We start from the raw sequence: 14,551 nt of genomic DNA, 5'->3' as shown, positions 1-14,551 counted from the left end.
CTAAGGCCGGCATTTTTTATGCCTGTTATTTGGCATTTATAAAAAGAAAAAGCCAACAATTCTCTCGTCGGCTTCAATATATATTATTTACAGCACATCATCGTTCACATCACGAACTATCGGCGCAGGGAATTAAGTTTACTTTGGACTAAACCAAAGACAGTATTTGATGGATAAAAACCGTGTTCAGCTTCAACACCTACAGCATTACCTGTAAATATTTCAATCGCTTGTGAAACATGATTAATCGCCCAAATAGTAAATTCACCTTTTTCAACTGCGTCAACAATATCTTTACGTAACATTAAATTATGTACATTTGACTCAGGAATAATCACCCCTTGTCCTGGCGTTCTCCCTTTGATGCCACACACATCAAAAAAGCCTTCAATTTTCTGATTCACACCACCGATTGGCTGAGCTTCACCAAACTGATTCATTGAACCTGTGATCGCGATATCTTGCCGTAATGGTAATCCAGAAAAAGCAGAGACTATCGCACACACTTCCGCCATGGATGCACTATCACCATCAACACCACCATAGGATTGCTCAAAGGTCAGATGGGTGGTTAATGGTATCTTAGCTGTTTTACCAAACACGGACGCTAAGTACGCCGATAAAATCATCACCCCTTTTGAGTGAATATTACCGCCTAATTCAGCACTGCGTTCAATATCAAACACTTCACCACTACCATAAGCCGTTGTCGCGGTAATACGACTCGGTGCGCCAAACTGATAATCAGAGGTCGCAATCACCGATAGCGCATTTACTTGCCCCACCGCATGTGAGTGAACATCTAACAAAGTAGTTCCGGTTACGAAACTTTGCATCACATGATCTTTTAAACGACTAACACGCAATTCTTGATTGAGCATCGCTTGTTCAACATGACTGCTGCGAATCATAGTGGCATTAGATGCTCGCGCAACGTAATTCGTTTCACGCAATAAATTGGCAATATCCGCTGAATGTAACGATAACTTATTTTGATCTTCCGCTTGGCGTGAACTGTATTCAATGATTCGCGCAATAGCCTTACGATCACAATGCAGCATATCGTTATCATGAACAATACTGGCGATAAAACGTGCATAATGCTCTTCTGAGTCATCATTACGCGGCATATCATCTTCAAAATCAGCCGTTACACGAAATAGCTCTTTAAACTCAGGATCATAATGTTGTAATAATTGATAAGTTTGATAATCACCAAACAAAATAATTTTCACATTCAGCGGAATGGCTTCTGGTTCTAATGAAATGGTTCCAGACAGTGTCACCTCTCGTTCAAGTGAGCTTAAGTTTAGCTTTTGTGCGCGTAAAGCACGTTTAAGGCCATCCCAAACATAAGGACGCTCAAGCACTTTCACCGCATCCATCATCAACACGCCACCATTAGCACGATGAAGACTACCCGCACGAATTAACGAAAAGTCAGTAAAAACAGTGCCTTTATAAGTCGCATTCTCCACATAACCAAAGATGGAATGATAACTTGGGCTTTCTTCAACTTCGACAGGAAATTTACAGATATCAGATTGATGTACCAACACGTTAACTTGATAACGACGCGGCATTTTTTTATCCAATGAAGCATAGGCGAGTGCCACTTGTTCTTCATTTTCTTCTAAGAAAATATCAATGTTATCTAAAATATCTGCATACATATCCGCTAAATAAGCTTTTACATCGACAACTTTTTTATATTTGAGCTGCAAATCTTTAATGCAATGACCCACAACTTCTTGAGCAATATTTTCATCCAGCTTTTGCTGTTTATCTGAATATTGTTCTTCCCATTCAGTCAGTTTTCGCACAATGCCACGTAGCTCAACTTCTAAATCATTAATGGTATTTTCAAACGTTTGCTGGTCATCAGCCGATAATGCCGCAAAGCTATCTTCGCTATGGGGCTCTTTACCGTTCATCGCCACTAATTGATAATCACCTTGGGTTGTGATTGAAACGCTAATACCGCGTTCTTCTGCACTTTTCGTTAATGATTTTAAGGTGGTCTCTTGTTTTGAAGCTAATTCTGATTTTAATTTTTCAGCACGCGAATAATAAAGTTCATTATCAAACGCTAAAGGAAACGCTTTTACTAATCGCTTCATTAGATTTTCAATGTCTTTTTTAAAGCTACACCCTTCCCCTGCGGGTAATTTTAGCACTTTCGGGCAACGTGTATCTCCAAAATTAGACACATAACACCAATCATACAGTGCATGACTATTACCATTTGGCTCATGTCGATTTAGATAACGCATCACCATGGTACGCTTACCTAAACCATTACGACCAATGGCATAAATATTGTAGCCTTTCTCTTTTATCGACATCGCGAATTCAACAGCATGTTGAGCGCGTTCTTGTCCTACTATTTCATCTAATGGTGTAAGGTGCTTGGTTGACTTACACACATCACTCAATCCGTTTAGGGCTGCAACTCGATACAGCTTGTCACTGGTTAGAGGCGCTAAAGGCATAATCGATCCCTCTCATTTATGACACTTATTCTAAGTTTACGCACAAATAACTGACTATTAGGTGATAGAAACTATATTTAGTGCGAAAGATCTCACTATTACACTGATTTTGCTTTAATTTTAACCAAAAAAAAGCCCAATCCAATATTTGTATTACTACAAATACCACATTGAGCTTATTTTTTATGCTTTATATCAACTACATGGTCAAAAGAGACCTCTAGCCTATGCTTGCCATCGCACCTTTACCTACACCTTCGTAAGCAAAAACATCCAAACGATCAGTTGCCGTTAATTGTGGCTTAATTTGCTCTGCAATATAGCTAGCAAGTAACTCAACGGTAGTGTCTGTGGCTAAAATTTCCGTCACTGATTTAGCAATCGCTAATTCAAATTCCCCTTGCGGCGCGGTATAACGAAAACCGTAATGGGTATCATCATTAATATTAACAGCACTGCTTAGCGTTAATTCGCTAACACTGATCACATCTTCTTGTGACCCTAAATAGATATCATGCCAGCGTTGCGCCCATTGCTGTTCTAATTCAGCATTGCGTTGACCATTAACCACTAACTCGACAGGTGAGCGGTGACCGTGAGCAATGCGTTGACAATTACCATCATGTTTTTTCAAGCCGTGGCTGTAATGATAAAACGCGCCGTCAATCTTTTCGTGACGTAAGGTTATTTCTAATCCTTGCACATTACTAGGTAAATGACCCAACAATAATTGCTGTACATACTCAGTCACACTTTCAATAGTGATTGCATCTGTATCAATAAAGCAAAAAGCTTGCTCAGGACTATGCAGATGAATAGCGTGCTGATCACTGACTAAATCAACCGTCATATAATCCGCTTTCGTTGCTGCGGCCTGAATAGCGGCAGAGGCTGAAGGGATCAATAATCGGTGATCAACATACTGATCAACAAGTTGCTTAATTTGTTTTTTTACGCGACTGAAATCAAGCACCATGCTCATTTCATTCAACTCACCCGACATCACCACATCAAGGATCCAGCTTTCACCCACCATTCCCCGTTGTGGACATAAGTAAGATGCGTCAATTACAGTGAGGTCTCTAACGAATAGCTTCAAGGTGAAGTCCTTTATTGATAATGGTTGTCGTTTACTAGGGGAATGCATTATACGCGGCTCAACGAGTGAGTAAACCTTCAGTTTTCTTACCCTTTAATAAAATGTCCCAGTACAGTGATAACACCCTTATATTGTCGTGATAGCCACACTGGAACATCAACAAGCCATGCTTTAGAAGCGATAATTTAATGAAGCATAACCTGTTAGCACACTTTTTATTTGTGACGCGGCTTTATTAGATGACCATGGTTTAATATCTTCACCTTGAGTCGCGGTATTACGCATCCCCATTTCGGCTGAAATATGATTTGAAATTCGCCAAGCCACACCCGCTTGAACACCAAGCACCTGCCCAGATTGACTATGCGAGCCATAATTTTGGCCTTTAAGATCTGCGGTCATGTACCCTAAATGCGCACCGATAAATGGATTAATCGCCTTGCCTGCACGGAAAAAATAATCGGCATTTAAAAGGTGTAATGTCACATCAGTTTCAATTGCCTTAGCACCCTCAAAATCAGATTGAGTACTCATTTTTTGCCAACTGTAATAAATACGGCCAGAGCCACCCGCGGTATAAAAACCAAGATCGACACCAATAAATCCAGCGGCATCAGGTGCTGAAAAACGATTGATCAGCGTTGTGTTATTACCATTAACACTACCCGCAGTCATGCTGATATCACTGCTACCGCCAGTTAAACCAACAAAGTAATGAGTGCTATCATCAAATTTAACTAACGGGATCGTCGAATTATTATCAGTAACAGGTTGTAATACAAAAGGTTCAGCAGCTTGAGCTGAGGTTGATAATAATAGCGAGGTGAACGCACTAATAATAAGTGTTTTATTGTTCATGACTTAGCTTTGTCCTCTTATTGTTATAGTAATGACATTATATCAATGATATTTAATGTAAATTTTCATTTTTATCATACCTGAATAATTGATCAATCCCGAGTAATAACATCACAACTAATAACCATAAATACTCTTACATTTATATTGCTAACACTAGAATAGGTTATAAAACTGAAAAATAATTATACCAATTAGAGATATTTAAAAGTGATATTCATCACAAAATAAAGGCAACTTTCCCCGTATAACAGATAAATTACCCATTTAACTAATGAATAAAATGAAAAAAATACCGTTTTTAGCATCAGCGATAACCACAGCATTGACCGCTGTTATCGCGTTTCCAGCAAGTGCTTGTACAACTATTCTTGTCGGTAACCAAGCCACAACTGATGGTTCTTACATTATTGCTCGTAATGAAGATTACCAAGCCACTAACGCTAAGCACTTTGTTTTCCATCCAGCAGAAAAAATGCAACAAGCTGACTTCCATGGTAATGCCAACAACTTTAGCTACCCAGCAGCTAAAAATGCATTGCAATACACCTCAATGTCAGACTTTGACACCAATAATAAGAGTATGGGCGAAGTTGGTTTTAACTCAGCAGGTGTCGGTCTTTCAGCAACAGAGACCATTTATAATGGCGTTAAAGCACTAAAGGCTGACCCATATATTACTCAAACAGGGATTGGTGAAGATGCCATTGAAAATGTGATTTTACCCCGTATTCACTCTGCAAAAGAAGGCGTAGAGTTACTTGGTAAAATCATTGAAACTCAAGGTGCAGCAGAAGGCTTTGGTGTGGCATTTGTTGATAATACGGGTATTTGGTATTTGGAAACGGGCAGTGGTCACCAATGGATGGCTGAAAAAATTCCAGCTGATAAGTATTTTGTATCCGCTAACCAAGGCCGTTTAAGTACCTATTTACCAAATAACCCTAATTACATGGCATCGCCAACATTAGTCAGCTTTGCCGAGCAACATGGTTTATACAAATCAGAAGCAGGCAAACCTTTCAACTTCCATGCAGCTTACTCACAAGACACACCTAACGATGTAACATATAACTATCCACGAGTGTGGACTTTGCAGCATATGTACACTCAAGGATTAACCACCAAGATCGACCAAGGTACTACTTTCCCTGTATTTCTAAAACCAACCAAGAAACTCAGTGTTGCCGATGTTGAACAAGGCTTGCGTAATCATTACCAAGGAACATCTCACGACCCATACGCAACCCAAAACCCTAAAGAAGCTTACCGTCCAATTTCGGTATTCCGTACTCAAGAGTCACACGTATTACAAGTACGTCCAAATTTACCGACTGCTATTGGTGATGTGGCATACATCTCGTATGGCATGACAGCACTTGGCGTTTACTTACCTTATTACCAAGGCATGACAGAAGTGCCTCATGCATTAACTATTGGTACAAATAAAGCCGATAGTGCTTCTGCTAACTGGGCTTTCCGTAAACTACAAACACTTGCGATGACGAACTGGAAAGTATTCTCTCCAATCGTACAAACCGCTTATCATAAGTTTGAAGTACAAACAGCATCAAAACAGCGTGAACTTGAGAAGAATTACCTTAAAATTTACAAGCGCCAGCCTAAAAAAGCACAAGCGTTAATCAATGATTTTGAGAAAACAACGGTTGCTGATGCATTAGCCTTAACCGAACAATTAACTAATACATTATTTACTCAAATGACCTACACCACCGATATGACATACCATTTCGAAGGTGCGTAATCATTAATGATAGCGTTAATTAACCAACATTAAGCGTCGCTTTATAACAAGAAGATCACTCAGAGATCTTCTTGTTTTTTATCTATCGTTCTGCTTCGTTGGTCACGAGGGGGGTTAATATTCGTTTCATACCATAATAAACGGCAATCATTGGTAATAGTAAAATAACAATCGCGATCCCATAGCTGATACCAGCTGGCACCCCCATTCCCCAACCTAATGTAAATGCTATTCCACCAATAGCATCCTTTATTGTATCTATAAATGAGTATTGGCTAATAAGCAAAGGTAGCCATGGTAAAATCAAGATACCAACGCCAATACTCACTATTTTTATTTTAATACCTTGTTTTAACATATGCACCTCACATTTGAACGGTGTTTTATTGTTAATTAAAAAACACCATTAAGCAACAATATTTCAAGTCACATTATTATTTCAAAATAATTAACTGACTTAGTGCTTAATTATTACAATTGAGTAAAAGTAATTTAAGTATTCATCCAATTATCATTGATTCAATATTGATTATAATCAGTGCCACATAACAGCAATACCGTTGCTGTTATTCAATCGACTTTCCTGTGTATTTCTACTTGCTTATCAGCAAATATTTCCCATTGGAGGGCACAATGAATCAACAACGCGCAGAGAATCTTTATTATTATCTTAGAGAACAAAATACACCACAAAAAGAAATGAATGTGGTGATCAAACAACTTATTGAAAATTATAACATTAACTTATATCCACTCGATCGTCGTTACCGTGCACGTATCGGTTATTCCCCTAATCGTTATGACATTAATAGCTATGGTACCGCAGGATCACGCACTATGAATCAAACTCGTGGCATGCAAAAAACACAATAAAAAATCATAAAAAAACCCCAATAATTGATTATTCAACTATTAGGGTTATTGCTTAATAATCAGTATGTTGCCACTTCATTATTTCAGACGATCAACAATAAGTGGCACTAAAGATGTATAAGCATACCAAGTTGCCGTAGCAATGATTACGGTCCATACAATGCGAGAAACCCATTGTGTTCGTTGCATATGGCGCGAAGGATCAGGTTCACCACAATGAGGACAGAAATGTGCACGACGAGATACCGTACCATCACAAGCTGGGCAATCAGTCAAACGCTTAGAACGAGACTTTGTCATAATTTCAGTCGCTATGTTGTCATCACCAGCATCTGAGCGCGATGCGGGTTGGCTAAAATCAGGGGTATTCGCCGGTGGCGCTTTATGCCCAGAACGTTTTTCTGCATGTAAAGAAAATGATAATTCCGGTTTATTGGTATCATTATCATCATCAAGAGCAGAAAATTCAGTTGTCTTCACTATCATTCACCATTTGATTAATTTCCGTACGCATAATACGCAATATTAAGCCAATAATCTCCATTTAAGCTGATATTAGTACGCTAATAGTACTACACTGCAAAAATTAATCAGATATCATCTGATGAGCAAAAATCGCGATTATGCTAAAGCGTCGATAAATAATCATTTCTACCCTAACGTTTAACAAAGCTATGCAATGAATTAATTCACCCCCATCAGGGTTTTATATTTCGTAATGGCTTGCTGGCAAAAATCGCGTTCGTCATCGTCTTCAATATTATTGGTTAATTCAGCAAAAGCCTCATACCCTACTTTGCCATTTTTTACTTTCCATACCGCATAAGACGCTTGCTTATCTAACTCGATACGCATTCTTTCGCTATCTGACAATTGGGTTAAATTATACATATTATTCTCAGCCTACTTTTTTGTTAATTCTACCCAAGATTCGAATCAAGAAGAACCCTTTTCAAACTTGATTATTGCTATGCCTATTTTGCGCTTTAAAAGCAATCTATTGACACTTTTACTTATGTAATCCATTACATTTTAAAAAATGCCTATTTTTTAGCGGTAAAGAATAAAAACCACCAATTAAAAACAAACCCATTATTTATTATAAGGTTAAATATTATTACGCACATTTTTACACTTAATCAAACACAAAAAAGAAAACGATACCCTTAACACTTTCAACAGATTTGGTAATCAACGGAGCTAAAATAATAAAATAGCCTTAATTTTGTGACTTAGATCTCAAGATCTGAATATTTTATTCCATAAACTACTACCATAAATTGAAGCACAAACTCTGCTTCTGATAACTCATAAACCTAGGAGCTCTTCATGGCTACTCCACATATCAATGCCGAAGTTGGCGATTTTGCAGAAACAATTTTAATGCCTGGTGATCCACTACGCGCACAGTTTATTGCAGAAACTTACCTAGAAGATGTAAAGCGTGTATGTGATGTACGCGGCATGTACGGTTTCACTGGTACTTATAAAGGTAAGCCAGTATCAGTAATGGGTCATGGTATGGGCATTCCATCATGTTCTATTTATGTACACGAGCTAATCAAAGATTTTGGTGTTAAAAACATCATCCGTATTGGTAGCTGTGGCGCTGTTCATGATGATGTTAAGTTAATGGATGTTATCATTGCAATGGGTGCTTCAACTGACTCTAAAGTTAACCGCATTCGTTTCGCTAACCACGATTTCGCGGCTATTGCTGACTATCATTTATTAGAAACAGCAGTAAACCAAGCACGCGCACAAAATGTTGCAGTTCGTGTTGGTAACGTATTCTCTGCTGATTTATTCTACAGCCCAGAAGTTGGTCTATTTGATAAGATGGAACAACTAGGTATCCTTGGTGTCGACATGGAAGCGGCTGGCATCTACGGTGTTGCAGCAGAGCTTGGTGCTAAAGCACTGACTATTCTAACAGTGTCTGATCACATCAAACGTGGTGAGAAACTAAGTGCAGAAGCACGTCAGCATTCATTCAATGAAATGATGAACGTAGCGCTAGAAACGGCAATCAATCTATAATCTGTTACTGTGGTCATAGACCATTTATAATAGAAATTCGATATAAAGTGGAAAACGTATCTTTGAATATATTTTCCACTTTTTTATACCCGCTAATATTTAAAATATTCAATAATTTGATAATGCTAACAATATCTCTATATCATTATTTCACTTAGGTATAATTACGTTTTCTTAAACCGCAACTAGGCAATGCTCTATGACTTCATCCTCACTATCCACGACGCTGGATCAGTTGCCACCTGCTTGCGATAATATTCAGCTAAATTATTGTAAAACTGTCGCCTGTGCTAATTTTAGTCGTACTGATCCTAATTTATATGTACTACAAAACAGCAATCTCCAACGCCCCGTGCTTATCTGCCGTGAATGTGGTGCTTTTCCGCCTGTCATCAGTAATTATGATGTGGTCGCTGAAAAACAACGCTTAAAACTAGAACAAAATAGTGGTTTAGCCGCTTGTTCAAATAAGCACTGTCCTCATCATGGCTTACCTGTTCTCACCTATCGTCAGCATTATCATGCTTTTGGCTTTAGTGGCGAACGTCAACGTTATCGCTGTCGAGCCTGTCACCACACCTTTGTCGATCCTTGGTCGAGCAGTAATAACAAACACCAGTTACAACAAAAATTATTGGCATATTTATTTACGGGTTATACCGTACGGGAAATTTGTCGACGTTTGGCGATGAACCCAAAAACGTTTTATGATCAACTGAATAATATTGCGGCACGTTGTCGTCATCAATTAACCATTTTTGATGCCCGTTTAGGTAAACAATCACAAGCTCGCCAACTAGCAACAGATCTGACCCCATTGCAGCCTCAAAGTAATAATGGCGTATTATGGGTAGCAACCGCTGAAGTTAATTCAGGCTATGTGATAAGCCAACACGTCAATTACCAAACACAATCCGTAGCCACCTCGGTCACTCATCATGATGCTTATTGCAATGGAACCCGTTTTATTGCCCCTCATAACGACCATTATCCATCAAGTGCAGCACCGTTATCACAAGGTCTACTGGCCCATATTGATACCACTTATCGCCATATTTTAGCCCGTAAAAATATGGAGAACCCACTTAGTGCCCAAGTCAGCATTAATTACCCAGCTAAAGGCTGTCTAGTTCGTCCTCAATATACTGTATATAGTCACTTTTTATACTTGCATGAATTGCTCAATCACAATACGTCGACCTTAGCCGTGTTTATGCCGCAAGAAACGTTATTACGTTCAGCGTGTTTATCTATTTTTATTGACCGCATAAATAACCATACTATTGACCCACTTTATGTAGTTGAAGATCAGCAATGGCAACACGAACAACAGGTTGAAAAAATTGATATCGTATTAATGGGATGGTGGCGAGATCGGTGGGCATTTAGTCGTAATAAAAGCGGAAATAAAGGCATCTGTCATCTTGGTGGTAATAAAAAAGATCAACAACGCTGGTTAACGATTGCCACTCATCGTGCAGCAACGGCTTATCAACAACGTTTTTATGATCAATTTAACCATATGATTAATGAGCCACGACGTAAACTGCGTCCCGCCAGCTTATTACCATTATTGGACATTTATCGTGCTTGGCATAATCTTTGCCATCAAAATAAAGCCGGAATAACCCCAGCTCAAACGCTGGATTTAATGTCTTCACCAATGACACTTGAACAGCTATTGCGGTAACAGTGTTGCTGTATATTTAGAAGGAACATCAGTGTCATCAGGTAATGATACATTTTCTAATTGAACACTATGGATGCAGATCGTCTACACAAAACTTCATTTAGCCACCATTCTTACAAAAAAAAGCTCGAACTAAAAAATTCGAGCCTTTGTTGTTTTAACTGAGTGGCAATTAGACGTTAGTACACTTCACACCAATCTGATTTCATGTCGATCAATGTCCAGTCACCTCTAGAATTCGCTTCATCTAATGCTTTATCGAGTTTACCAACATGGGATTTACGATCGTACTTCCACTCACGCTCAGCATCAGTATGGTGAACAATCATTGCCATTGAATTTGGTTGGCTCGTTGCCCATTGCATCATCGCTTGATCACCATCTGAATTACCCACCGCTAAAATAGGCTTCTTACCTATAATATGCTGAATATTAGTGACCTTTCCGGCTTTATCATCAATGGTCAAAATAGATGCATCTTTAGTAACCGTCGGTTTACCATCGTTGTAGCTATAGTTATATTTAAGCGCGCTACCAATGATCTGCTCTAAAGGGATGTTGTAAGCTTGTGGCGCCCATGCCCTCATAAAATCAACGCCGCCACCCGACACAATGTAAGTCTTAAAGTCATGTTGCTGCAGATAAGTCAGCATCTCTTTCATTGGCTGATAAGTAAGAGCAGTATACGCTTTGTTAAAGCGTTTATCTTTTGCGGCCTTCAGCCATTGTTTAACTTCTTGTTGGTATTGCTCAACCGTCATACCAGAATGGGTCGCCATAATGATTTTCAATAACCCTTCTTCACCACTACCAAGAACACTCTCAATATCTCCTTCAAGTACAAACTTAAATGGTGCTTGCGTTTTCCACTCTGGGTGCTCAGACGCCATCTCTTTTATACGATCTAATGCAAAGGCAAATTGAAAGTAATAAGGCTTTTCCGACCACAGCGTGCCATCGTTATCAAACACAGCGATACGATCCTCAACCGCGACGAAAGTCTTGGATTTGGCTTTAGTGGCTTGCTCCACAAAGTCTACAATAGCGGATTTACTCTCACGATCTTTCCAAGAAGGGAGCAATGTAGCATCACAATCTTTAGCAAAAGCTGAGAAAGAAAAGCTTGATAAAATCGCGACTGACAAGAGAGTTATTTTATTCATAGCACCACCACGCTGTTGAATGAATTGCTGAGGTTAATTACATTGATTCTAGTTCGTTGAAGCTGATTTTCCATTTATAAACACTATAACCAATGTTTATATTGCTATTAAAACAGCCGTATTTAGCAGTATTGATCTAACATGCACTACAAGCTCGCAATGTACATAAAACAGAAAAATAAAGACTATTATTGTCCATCAGTATTTCTGGCACCAAAAACACAGCAAGAACTTTTTTACTCCTATTGATAAAAATAACTGTACAAAAAACGTACAGCTGTTATTATCAGCCTCGTTTTGTTGTTCAGGACGTTATTAAATGCAACACCAAGTCACAGTTAAACCTTCAGCTACAGCAACGTTATCGTTTTGTACTTCAGTGTTTCCCTTGTTTTGGCAGTAACATTAATAATTTAACCACTTAATACATCGCATTTTAGCGGTTAATTAATCATCTATATAAGGGGCATCACATGTCTAATACATCTACTGGTTTAGTAAAATGGTTTAACGAAGAGAAAGGTTTTGGTTTTATTACTCAAGACAACGGCGGTGCTGACGTATTCGTTCACTTCCGTGCTATCACTTCTGAAGGTTTCAAAACTCTTGCTGAAGGCCAAAAAGTGTCTTTTGAAGTAGAGCAAGGCCAAAAAGGTCTTCAAGCTGCAAACGTTGTAGCTCTATAATTTATCTTTTTTGATAAATGAAAAAATGCTGGCTAAGTCCGTAATGCATGTGAGTTAAGATAATTTACGCTTCCTTGAAGGCCTAGTCGCATAGCGACTAGGCCTTTTCTTTACTGCCCTTGGATAACTTCTTTCCTGCCTTTCTGGTAGTACAAAGCTTTCTGCCATATCAAGTATATATCTCAATATTTCAGGATACCGACCAGCTGCAACCGCTGGTAATAGTTGAAGTTGGCTTGTTAAGAATATCGAGGCTTGCTTAAAGCCTATTTGATACGGCATGACACTTTTTAATGAGTATGCCATTTGGCACATCATGAACCGTAACAAGTTATAAGCTAATAACATTCCCCATAATTCTTGAGTCACTAGCGCTGGCGTTTTGCTTCTTAAGGTTATCGTTCCTTGTAACATATATTGTTTCATTTCTCGGTAACCCAGCTCAATCTCCCAACGGTGGCTATAAAGCTCTGCAATATCAGCGCCTATATAACGTTTGGGATCGGTCATTGACGTTAATAATTTCACTTCGCGACCTTTGATCGTGGTTGTCACTAAGCGTGCTTCCATTGTCACGGGCGCATCAATCCACTTTTTTCGAGCTTGTGGCGACAAGGTTAACTCTATGAGTTCTTGGCCTTTACCTAGCTTTCTTAACGTTTTGTATTGGGCGCCTTTACGTAATGGGATAAGCCAATGCCTTTCTTGCCCCGTACTTTGCCATTTATGCAGTAAGCCTAAGGCGTAAAAACCACGATCAAACAGCGTTAGGCTATGATCTGGCGCTTTTTCAATGAGTTGGGCTGTTAAATCAACCTCACTGACAGAAACAGAATCAAATGCAGCGCTATTTAAAAGGTGGCTAGTTAGTTCCATATGGCAAACCATACGCACTTGAGGATAATCGGATGTTGTTGTTTTATTGCCTGTTCTTGAAAATGCTTGGTCATTTTCTTTTGTGTCTGGCGTACGCCAGACAACACCATCGACAGCATGCAATGTGAGACCATGCCAATCCGGATGAGGTGTTTTCTCATGCCACAACTGTTGTGTTTTATTAAAGACAGCTTCTACTGGTTCATGCCCTAATTTCTTACGAGCATGAATCACAGCACTTGGGGCAACAAATGGCTTTTTTCCTGGTAATAGGATGTCTAATTGAGACACCACTTTGCTCATCGACAAATGTCGATAAAGTGACATACCAACGACACTCCAAACCATTAACTCCATTGGTAATCTTCGTTTTCGAATAGTTGTAACACCTGTATCTAGAAGGCATTGGTCAATAAGTGTTGGACAAAGTAAGTCTGATAAGCCGTTTAATTTATCAGCTGAGAAGGCATGTATCTGTTCAAGTGCTTGTCTTAAAAACATAAAAAAATCCAAGTGCATTAAATACACTTGGATTTTTACACATCTACAGGATCGTTCAACTGATCATTTTGGGCTTAACTGATCAGCATTAGGCTAAGTCCGGCATTTTTTATATCTGCTATTTAGCCCACCTTCACTATTATCACTTAACTCCCCCCTACATTAGTAAAGCCAATACCAACCCATTATTAAGTGAATAAGGTTTAAAACGTATTACCCCATCTATCGTCCTTTTCAAAAATTCACGGTAGAGGATGGTGAAAAAAGACTTTAAATGCAGTTAGTCATATTTTTTTGATTGCTATTATGTAACATTTATTCCGCCTTATTTAATAAACAATTAACTTATACATCATTACCACCACGCGCAAATGATCAATAACCAGATCAAATGTTCGACTCGTGAAAAGTAAAAAAACACATATAGTTCATAAAAAAAGCCTAAATAAAATTTGAAACCGCTTTTATTGCGATCTGAATATGATTTATTCCCATTTTAAATTGACAA

General features: G+C 38.7%; 13 protein-coding genes. 5 read left to right on the top strand and 8 right to left on the bottom strand.

The window, feature by feature from the left end; all coding sequences use genetic code 11:
- Positions 1–116: 116 nt before the first annotated feature.
- From ACJZU6_RS17085 to ACJZU6_RS17075, 3 genes are all read right to left on the bottom strand, one after another.
- Positions 117–2,492 carry a Lon protease family protein gene (locus ACJZU6_RS17085; RefSeq protein WP_408901480.1) on the bottom strand — a complete coding sequence of 792 codons (2,376 nt, stop codon included), beginning with the start codon at positions 2,490–2,492 and terminating at the stop codon, positions 117–119.
- Positions 2,493–2,712: 220 nt separating this feature from the next.
- The gene (locus ACJZU6_RS17080) at positions 2,713–3,591 is read right to left on the bottom strand and encodes a 6-carboxytetrahydropterin synthase (RefSeq protein WP_080156362.1); all 879 of its coding nucleotides are present in this window, start codon (positions 3,589–3,591) and stop codon (positions 2,713–2,715) included.
- 171 nt (positions 3,592–3,762) lie between these two features.
- The gene (locus tag ACJZU6_RS17075) at positions 3,763–4,449 is read right to left on the bottom strand and encodes a hypothetical protein (protein WP_080156363.1); all 687 of its coding nucleotides are present in this window, start codon (positions 4,447–4,449) and stop codon (positions 3,763–3,765) included.
- 283 nt (positions 4,450–4,732) lie between these two features.
- Between ACJZU6_RS17075 and ACJZU6_RS17070 the strand changes: the two genes are divergently transcribed.
- A complete protein-coding gene (locus ACJZU6_RS17070) occupies positions 4,733–6,214 on the top strand; it encodes a C69 family dipeptidase (protein WP_107276057.1) in 1,482 nt (493 codons plus the stop codon).
- Positions 6,215–6,296: 82 nt separating this feature from the next.
- Here ACJZU6_RS17070 and ACJZU6_RS17065 read toward each other — a convergent pair whose 3' ends face one another.
- Positions 6,297–6,572, bottom strand: coding sequence for a hypothetical protein (locus ACJZU6_RS17065; protein ID WP_080156365.1), 276 nt, complete (start codon positions 6,570–6,572; stop codon positions 6,297–6,299).
- Between the two features lie 275 nt (positions 6,573–6,847).
- Between ACJZU6_RS17065 and ACJZU6_RS17060 the strand changes: the two genes are divergently transcribed.
- The gene (locus tag ACJZU6_RS17060) at positions 6,848–7,087 is read left to right on the top strand and encodes a hypothetical protein (RefSeq protein ID WP_080156366.1); all 240 of its coding nucleotides are present in this window, start codon (positions 6,848–6,850) and stop codon (positions 7,085–7,087) included.
- 78 nt (positions 7,088–7,165) lie between these two features.
- Here ACJZU6_RS17060 and ACJZU6_RS17055 read toward each other — a convergent pair whose 3' ends face one another.
- Together ACJZU6_RS17055 and ACJZU6_RS17050 are read right to left on the bottom strand one after the other, a co-directional pair.
- Entirely contained in the window at positions 7,166–7,573 is a 408-nt protein-coding gene (locus ACJZU6_RS17055; RefSeq protein ID WP_327766741.1) for a hypothetical protein, read from the bottom strand.
- Positions 7,574–7,771: 198 nt separating this feature from the next.
- Positions 7,772–7,978, bottom strand: coding sequence for a DUF3283 family protein (locus ACJZU6_RS17050; RefSeq protein WP_080156368.1), 207 nt, complete (start codon positions 7,976–7,978; stop codon positions 7,772–7,774).
- 438 nt (positions 7,979–8,416) lie between these two features.
- On the opposite strand from ACJZU6_RS17050, the gene deoD reads away from it, so the two are divergent.
- Both deoD and ACJZU6_RS17040 read left to right on the top strand, forming a co-directional pair.
- Entirely contained in the window at positions 8,417–9,127 is a 711-nt protein-coding gene (gene deoD, locus ACJZU6_RS17045; protein ID WP_045035434.1) for a purine-nucleoside phosphorylase, read from the top strand.
- 199 nt (positions 9,128–9,326) lie between these two features.
- On the top strand, positions 9,327–10,817 hold the full coding sequence (locus tag ACJZU6_RS17040) for a lactate dehydrogenase (RefSeq protein ID WP_408901479.1): 1,491 nt from the start codon (positions 9,327–9,329) through the stop codon (positions 10,815–10,817).
- Positions 10,818–10,996: 179 nt separating this feature from the next.
- On the opposite strand, the gene ACJZU6_RS17035 is transcribed toward ACJZU6_RS17040, so the two are convergent.
- Positions 10,997–11,980, bottom strand: coding sequence for an HAD family hydrolase (locus ACJZU6_RS17035; RefSeq protein ID WP_408901478.1), 984 nt, complete (start codon positions 11,978–11,980; stop codon positions 10,997–10,999).
- A gap of 473 nt (positions 11,981–12,453) precedes the next feature.
- Between ACJZU6_RS17035 and ACJZU6_RS17030 the strand changes: the two genes are divergently transcribed.
- Positions 12,454–12,666, top strand: coding sequence for a cold-shock protein (locus ACJZU6_RS17030; protein ID WP_408901477.1), 213 nt, complete (start codon positions 12,454–12,456; stop codon positions 12,664–12,666).
- 54 nt (positions 12,667–12,720) lie between these two features.
- Here the strand turns inward: ACJZU6_RS17030 and ACJZU6_RS17025 are convergent, their stop codons facing one another.
- The gene (locus ACJZU6_RS17025) at positions 12,721–14,043 is read right to left on the bottom strand and encodes an IS4 family transposase (RefSeq protein ID WP_408900531.1); all 1,323 of its coding nucleotides are present in this window, start codon (positions 14,041–14,043) and stop codon (positions 12,721–12,723) included.
- Between the last annotated feature and the right edge of the window lie 508 nt (positions 14,044–14,551).

The sequence above is a fragment of the Photobacterium piscicola genome, from assembly GCF_046058925.1.
Taxonomy (GTDB): domain Bacteria; phylum Pseudomonadota; class Gammaproteobacteria; order Enterobacterales; family Vibrionaceae; genus Photobacterium; species Photobacterium piscicola.
This window is presented reverse-complemented; position numbering and strand designations above follow the sequence as displayed.